The 6,676-nt window shown below is 56.5% G+C and carries 8 protein-coding genes; 2 read left to right on the forward strand and 6 right to left on the reverse strand.

Translation table 11 applies throughout. The features are described from left to right. The 4 genes from VL003_RS10595 to rpsL form a co-directional block, all read right to left on the reverse strand. Positions 1-140 (reverse strand): GTP-binding protein (locus VL003_RS10595; protein ID WP_325438696.1); only part of this gene is annotated, 140 nt, incomplete at its 3' end. An 81-nt stretch (positions 141-221) separates the two neighbouring features. Beyond that, on the reverse strand, positions 222-2,324 hold the full coding sequence (gene fusA / locus VL003_RS10600) for an elongation factor G (protein WP_325442252.1): 2,103 nt from the start codon (positions 2,322-2,324) through the stop codon (positions 222-224). Between the two features lie 18 nt (positions 2,325-2,342). Then, a complete protein-coding gene (rpsG, locus tag VL003_RS10605; protein WP_325442255.1) occupies positions 2,343-2,813 on the reverse strand; it encodes a 30S ribosomal protein S7 in 471 nt (156 codons plus the stop codon). 134 nt (positions 2,814-2,947) lie between these two features. After that, positions 2,948-3,325, reverse strand: coding sequence for a 30S ribosomal protein S12 (gene rpsL / locus VL003_RS10610; RefSeq protein ID WP_026067970.1), 378 nt, complete (start codon positions 3,323-3,325; stop codon positions 2,948-2,950). A 365-nt stretch (positions 3,326-3,690) separates the two neighbouring features. Here rpsL and VL003_RS10615 point away from each other — a divergent pair, with 365 nt between their 5' ends. Together VL003_RS10615 and VL003_RS10620 are read left to right on the forward strand one after the other, a co-directional pair. After that, entirely contained in the window at positions 3,691-5,103 is a 1,413-nt protein-coding gene (locus VL003_RS10615; RefSeq protein ID WP_325442259.1) for a carotenoid oxygenase family protein, read from the forward strand. Next, entirely contained in the window at positions 5,081-5,635 is a 555-nt protein-coding gene (locus VL003_RS10620; RefSeq protein WP_325442261.1) for a DUF2141 domain-containing protein, read from the forward strand. The genes VL003_RS10615 and VL003_RS10620 overlap by 23 nt, the downstream gene beginning before the upstream one ends. Before the next feature lie 47 nt (positions 5,636-5,682). On the opposite strand, the gene VL003_RS10625 is transcribed toward VL003_RS10620, so the two are convergent. After that, positions 5,683-5,811, reverse strand: a complete 129-nt coding sequence (locus tag VL003_RS10625; protein ID WP_325442263.1) for a hypothetical protein — start codon at positions 5,809-5,811, stop codon at positions 5,683-5,685. A gap of 175 nt (positions 5,812-5,986) precedes the next feature. Continuing rightward, a partial coding sequence (locus VL003_RS10630; RefSeq protein WP_325442265.1) for a MarR family winged helix-turn-helix transcriptional regulator occupies positions 5,987-6,676 on the reverse strand: 690 nt, incomplete at its 5' end.

Below are 6,676 nucleotides of genomic sequence, written 5' to 3' on the forward strand. Positions count from 1 at the left end.
CCCTTGGCGTCGCCCGTGCCGAACTCTTTGGCCAGCACCGTTGTGATCGCCGCCGTCAGCGTCGTTTTGCCGTGGTCAACGTGGCCGATCGTTCCTACGTTTACGTGCGGTTTAGTCCGCTCAAACTTACCTTTTGCCATGATTCATCCCATCAATATTTTCAAGGAAACAACAATTTTTTGCCGCCCACCACTGAAGTGGTGGGCGGAAACCCTAATTACTTATTTGCCGCGTGCGCTGATGACTTCTTCAGCGACGTTCTTGGGAGCCTCAGCGTACTGCTTGAACTCCATGCTGTAGGTTGCCCGACCTTGGGTCTGCGAACGCAAGCTGGTCGAATAACCGAACATTTCGGCCAGAGGCACCTCGGCCTTGATGATCTTGCCACCGCCGGGGATGTCTTCCATGCCCTGAACCATGCCGCGCCGCGAGGACAAGTCGCCCATGACGGTACCGGCGTAATCTTCAGGCGTTTCGACTTCAACGGCCATCATGGGCTCGAGCAGCACGGGGCTGGCCTTGCGCATACCGTCTTTGAAAGCCATGGAGGCAGCCATGCGGAACGCGTTTTCGTTCGAGTCGACGTCGTGGTACGAACCGAAGAAAAGCGTAACTTTGACGTCGACCACCGGGTAGCCGGCCACCACACCCGCAGGCAGGGTTTCCTGGATACCTTTGTCGACCGCGGGGATGTATTCGCGAGGAACCACACCACCCTTGATCGCGTCGACGAATTCGTAGCCGCCGCCCGGCTCGAGAGGCTCGAGCTTGAGCACGACGTGACCGTACTGACCACGGCCGCCCGACTGCTTGACGAACTTGCCTTCGATCTCTTCGCAGGTCTTGCGAATGGTTTCGCGGTAGGCCACCTGCGGCTTGCCGATGTTGGCTTCAACACCGAACTCGCGACGCATGCGGTCGACCAGAACCTCGAGGTGAAGTTCGCCCATGCCGGAAATAATGGTCTGGCCGGACTCTTCGTCGGAGGTGACGCGGAAAGAAGGGTCTTCTTGTGCAAGACGCGACAAGGCGACGCCCATTTTTTCCTGGTCGGTTTTGGTCTTGGGCTCAACAGCCTGCGAAATAACGGGCTCGGGGAACTCCATTTTTTCGAGCAGGATGTGCTGACCGACGTCGCACAAGGTTTCGCCCGTGGTGACGTCTTTCAGGCCCACGACTGCAGCGATGTCGCCCGCCAGAACCTCTTTGATTTCGGCACGGTTGTTGGCGTGCATTTGCAGAATGCGGCCAATACGCTCTTTTTTGCCTTTAACCGGGTTGTACACGGTTTCGCCGGCATGCAGCACGCCCGAGTACACACGCACGAAGGTCAACTGACCCACGAACGGGTCGCTCATGAGCTTGAACGCCAGCGCCGAGAACTTGGCATCGTCGTCGGCGGGCAGGCTGATGGCATTGCCGTCGTCGTCGAGACCTTGTACAGGAGGAATGTCGATAGGCGAAGGCAGGTAATCAAGAACCGCGTCGAGCATGCGCTGTACGCCCTTGTTCTTAAACGCCGTGCCGCACAACATTGGCTGGATTTCGCCGGCGATGGTGCGCAGACGCACGCCTTCGTTGATTTCTTCTTCCGAGAGCTCGCCCGACTCGAGGTACTTGTTCATGAGCTCTTCGTTGGCTTCGGCAGCAGCTTCGACCAGCTTTTCACGCCACTCGTCGGCCGTGGCCTGAAGCTCGGCGGGAATATCGACGTACTCGAACTTTGTGCCCTGGCTGGCTTCATCCCAGATGATGCCGCGCATCTTGACCAGGTCGACCACGCCCTTGAAGTTGTCTTCGGCACCGATAGGGATGACGATAGGCACTGGGTTGGCTTTAAGACGCAGCTTGAGCTGGTCGTAAACCTTGAAGAAGTTGGCGCCGGTGCGGTCCATCTTGTTGATGAACGCAAGGCGGGGCACGCCGTACTTGTTGGCTTGCCGCCATACGGTTTCGGATTGGGGCTGAACGCCGCCCACTGCGCAATAAACCATGCAAGCACCATCGAGCACGCGCATGGAACGCTCGACTTCAATGGTGAAGTCGACGTGTCCGGGGGTGTCGATGATGTTGATGCGATGCTCAGGACGATCGCCCGCCATGCCGCGCCAGAACGCTGTGGTTGCGGCCGAGGTGATGGTGATGCCACGCTCTTGTTCCTGCTCCATCCAGTCCATGGTGGCCGAGCCTTCATGGGTTTCGCCAATTTTGTGGTTGACGCCGGTGTAGAACAGAATGCGCTCGGTGGTGGTGGTTTTCCCTGCGTCGATGTGTGCAGAGATACCGATGTTGCGATAGCGCTCGATGGGGGTTTTGCGGGCCATGATGTGTGAGTCCTTAGATTACCAACGGAAATGGCTGAATGCCTTGTTGGCTTCGGCCATTTTGTGCGTGTCTTCGCGTTTTTTCATTGCTCCGCCACGCCCTTCAGATGCGTCAAGCAATTCGCCGGCCAGGCGCAGATCCATGGACTTTTCGCCGCGCTTTTTTGCAGCTTCGCGCAGCCAGCGCATGGCCAGAGCCAGGCGGCGCACGGGACGAACCTCGACGGGCACTTGATAGTTTGCGCCACCCACCCGACGGCTTTTAACTTCGACGACGGGCTTGATGTTGTTGATCGCGGTATTGAACACTTCGATGGGCTCTTTGCCAGTACGAGCCTGGATGTGATCAAAGGCGCCGTAGATGATGCGCTCTGCGACGGCTTTTTTACCGGACAACATGACGACGTTCATGAATTTGGCGAGCTCTACGCTGCCGAACTTGGGGTCGGGGAGAATCTCACGTTTGGGAACTTCGCGACGACGGGGCATTTTATAACTTCCTTGTGACAGTTCAGTTGAACCGTGCCTTGCACGGCCACAGCCACCCAATGGAGGTGACTACTTACATGCCTTGGGCAAACCCAGGGCTGCACTGATACGACCGAATACCGGCCGATTAAAATTTAAGCTTTCTTGGGGCGCTTGGCACCGTACTTGGAGCGCGCCTGCTTGCGGTCTTTAACGCCTTGCAGGTCGAGCGAGCCACGCACGATGTGGTAACGAACACCGGGCAAGTCTTTGACACGACCGCCGCGCACCAGAACTACCGAGTGCTCTTGCAGGTTGTGGCCTTCGCCGCCGATGTACGAGATAACCTCGAAACCATTGGTGAGGCGCACTTTGGCAACCTTACGCAAGGCCGAGTTTGGCTTTTTAGGGGTGGTGGTGTAAACACGAGTGCAAACACCACGGCGCTGAGGGCAGTTTTCGAGCGCGGGGCTCTTGCTGCTGGCGCGACTGACTTCGCGCGGCTTGCGCACGAGTTGACTAATGGTTGGCATAACCTTTACGCATCCTGTGATTTTTACGCGCCCAGGCAATGGGCGAGCATTGAACGTACTAAAACTTCGGGCACCCAGCACTACAGGTACCAATTTTTCGCCTAGGTCGTTATTATTCTTGAACGCTAGGTAAACGTTTCAGAACGTAAAAACAATTTAGGCGGTTGCTTGCTAGTTGCAATAACCGCCTAACACAAAACTTGTAAAAGAGCGGGGGTTGCAACCGGTGTGTGCAAAGAGCTTATTAAATAAACCCCCACACACTTGCATCAACTACAAAATCGGCACAACTTGCGCCGCCTTTTTGTAGTTAGCTAGCCATATTAGCATGGCGCAAACCCCAAGGTCAACGGGCAGGAGACAACATGCGCATCACCCAATATCGCGACGGCCTGGCCGCCTCGGTTACGCAAGAACAAGACTATTACCCCGAAGTACAAGGCGAGATTCCAGCGGGGCTGCGCGGCACGCTTTACCGCAACGGCCCGGGCCGCTTCGAGCTGGGCGGGGTGCGAAAACGCCACCTGCTTGACGGCGACGGCCTGATCCAGGCCTTCAGCTTCGGCCCCGACGGCCGCGTCCGCTATCGCAACCGTTTTGTGCGCACTGCCAAGTTCCAGCGCGAACAACAGGCCGGGCGTTTCGTGCTGCCCACCTGGTCAACTCGCGCCCCCGGAGGCATTTTAAAAAATTTCGGACATCGCATTCAGACTCAAGCCGGCGTCACCGTATTTTGCAAGCACGGGCGGCTTTACGCCTTTGACGAAATTGGGCTGCCCTACGGCCTGAACCCAAAAGACCTTGAAACGCTGAGTGAACAACATTTGGGGCCGCCCGATCAAAAGCTGGACTTCAAGGCCCACACCAAAACCGACCCCACCAACGGACGATGGGCGCTGATTTCGTTCGAGTACGGAAGACGCAACTACATTCATTTGGTCGAGCACGGCGCCGACCTGCAGTTACTTTCCCACCAGCGCCTTGAAGTACCCCGCAGCGTCTATGTGCACGACTGGTTTCTAAGCGAACGGTACGCGCTGGTACTGCTGCACCCAGCCATTTTCTCGCCGCTGCGCTACCTAAGTGGTGCGTATAGTTATATGGACAGCGTGCGCTGGAAGCCCGATGACGGCAATCTGCTCATGGTTATCGACCGCCAGGGCGAGCGGCAACCCGTGTTTCTGGAAGCCCCTTCACGCTTCATGTGGCACAGCCTGAATGCCTACGAAGAAGGCGGCAAAATAATTGCGGATTTTGTGTCGTACGCCGCCCCCGACCACTTTTTGGGCCAAGACGCTGCGCTACGTACGGTCATGCAAGGGCGCGAGGGCCTGCAGCAACATAGCGGGCTGCTGACCCGTTACATTGTCGACCCGGTGCCGCGCAAACTGACCGAAACCCTGCTTAGCGACAGAAACTGCGAGTTTCCCATGCTGGATTCCCGGCACAGCACGCGCCGGCACCAGGTCGGATACTTTACTACCGCCCCGCACCCCACCGTGTTTCATCAAGGCCTGGCCCGCATTGATGTACAAAGCGGCGTAGAACAGGTTGCCGATCTGGGCGAAGACACCCAATTGGGCGAACCAATATTCGTTGCCGAGCCCGGAGCCGGCCCCAACCAGGGCTGGCTGCTTACGGTCGGCCTTGACGGCAAGCAAGGCAAGTCGTTTCTGGGTATATTTCGTGCGCAAAGCCTGGCCGACGGGCCCGTGGCACGCGTACTTTTAAACCATCCTACGCCGTTAAGCTTTCATGGCGACTGGCACCGCGCCTGACGCAATGCCGCTTAAATGGCGAAACCTGAATGTTGAGATTGCCATGCACCCTGTGAACAAGCTCGTAGCGAACAAAACACCCGGCCGTTTCAACGGCCTTGGGGTCATTGCGTACGTTGCTGCCATGTTTGCCACCCTTTTTTATGCAGGCCTGTTAGCCGCCGCGCCGCTAACCATTCACATTGGCAACATAAAAAACGCTAAGGGCGACATGGCGGTGGCCGTGTTCGCGTCAAGCGCAGGGTTTCCGTTTGAGTCGGACCAGGCCGCGTGGCGCGGCATGGTGGCTATTGACCCCCACAAGCTTTCTACCACAGTACAAACTGATTTGCCGGCAGGCGACTATGCCGTGTCAACCTTTCATGACCACAACAGCAGTGGCAAATTTGAAACCAATCTGTTCGGCATGCCTACCAAGAGCTACGGGTTCTCGAACAACCCCGAGGCGGCGCGTCGGGCGGCGCGTTTTGACGAAGCCGTATTTACCTTGCCTCAAGAAGGCGCGCGTATAGACATTACGCTGAAACACTAAGGCAAGCGCCGCGCAAAAACACTAACTCAGCAGACAGCCGTATTAGCTCAGTAGCGGCAAATGTGCTCGGCGATTTTTTTCAAGGACACCCCCAGCTGGGCGCGCTCTTCGGGGTCAAGCACCTCGAGCGCGTGCTGGATGATTTTATGGGCATCACTACACCGTTGAGCTTTCATGGCGACTGGCACCGCGCCTGACGCAGCGCGGCTCAATGGCTAAACCTGAATGCTGAGGCCGCCGTGCAACCTGTGGACAAGCCTGTAGCGATGAAAACACCTGCCCGCTTGTTTGGGTTCATTGCGTACGCTGGTGCGTGCTTGCCACCCTTTTTATGCAGGCCTGTTGCCGCAGTCACAAGACAGGGCCCGAAGGAATAGGTATGTCCGCAATGCGCCGTAACAAGAATTTTAACGCCACACGTTCTGCATCGTTAATCCCGTTATACGTCACTTCGGACACACTATCGATACGATGAAATGCCTCCTGCGCGACAGCCCTACCGGACTGCGTAAGGATTACATTTACTTTACGCGCGTCTTCGGGGTCAACTTCGGTAAGCAACAAGCCTCGAACGCCCAACCTGCTAATGATGCCTCTGACGGTTGTATGGTCGATAACCGTATGTCGAGCCAGATCGCTCTGCGAACAAACACCAAGCTCGAGCACGGTACCGAGCACTATATATTGAGCCGCAGTTAGTTGGAACTCGCTAAGATATTCTTGAAAGACGTTAACGTGCCGCTGATACGCACGACGCAAGAGGTGACCAACTCGTTCCTCTAGCCGCAACCTGAAACGCCGTTCTGGCGCTACCTGCACTGGCCCGTGATCAATCTCGGATACTGGCCTAGAATTATTCACTGACCCCGTATCGCGCTTATCCGCGACAGCGAGCTCAACATTCGCAATACACCTCAATAAGTATTTAAGGGCCGATTTTTCGATTTCGCTAATGCCATTATAAGTGCCCTCAGAGACATCATCGAGGCGCTGAACGGCTTTTTTAATGAGGTGTCTGCCTTGCGTCGTCAGGCAAATGGT

The organism is Pusillimonas sp. (genome assembly GCF_035515275.1).
Lineage (GTDB): Bacteria > Pseudomonadota > Gammaproteobacteria > Burkholderiales > Burkholderiaceae_B > Pusillimonas.

Excerpts from the sequence above, each read along its gene's own strand:
- rpsL (WP_026067970.1), bottom strand. The coding sequence starts at position 3,325 with ATGCCAACCATTAGTCAACTCGTGCGCAAGCCGCGCGAAGTCAGTCGC.
- VL003_RS10620 (WP_325442261.1), top strand. The coding sequence starts at position 5,081 with ATGGCGACTGGCACCGCGCCTGACGCAATGCCGCTTAAATGGCGAAAC.
- fusA (WP_325442252.1), bottom strand. The coding sequence starts at position 2,324 with ATGGCCCGCAAAACCCCCATCGAGCGCTATCGCAACATCGGTATCTCT.
- rpsG (WP_325442255.1), bottom strand. The coding sequence starts at position 2,813 with ATGCCCCGTCGTCGCGAAGTTCCCAAACGTGAGATTCTCCCCGACCCC.
- VL003_RS10625 (WP_325442263.1), bottom strand. The coding sequence starts at position 5,811 with ATGAAAGCTCAACGGTGTAGTGATGCCCATAAAATCATCCAGCACGCG.
- VL003_RS10615 (WP_325442259.1), top strand. The coding sequence starts at position 3,691 with ATGCGCATCACCCAATATCGCGACGGCCTGGCCGCCTCGGTTACGCAA.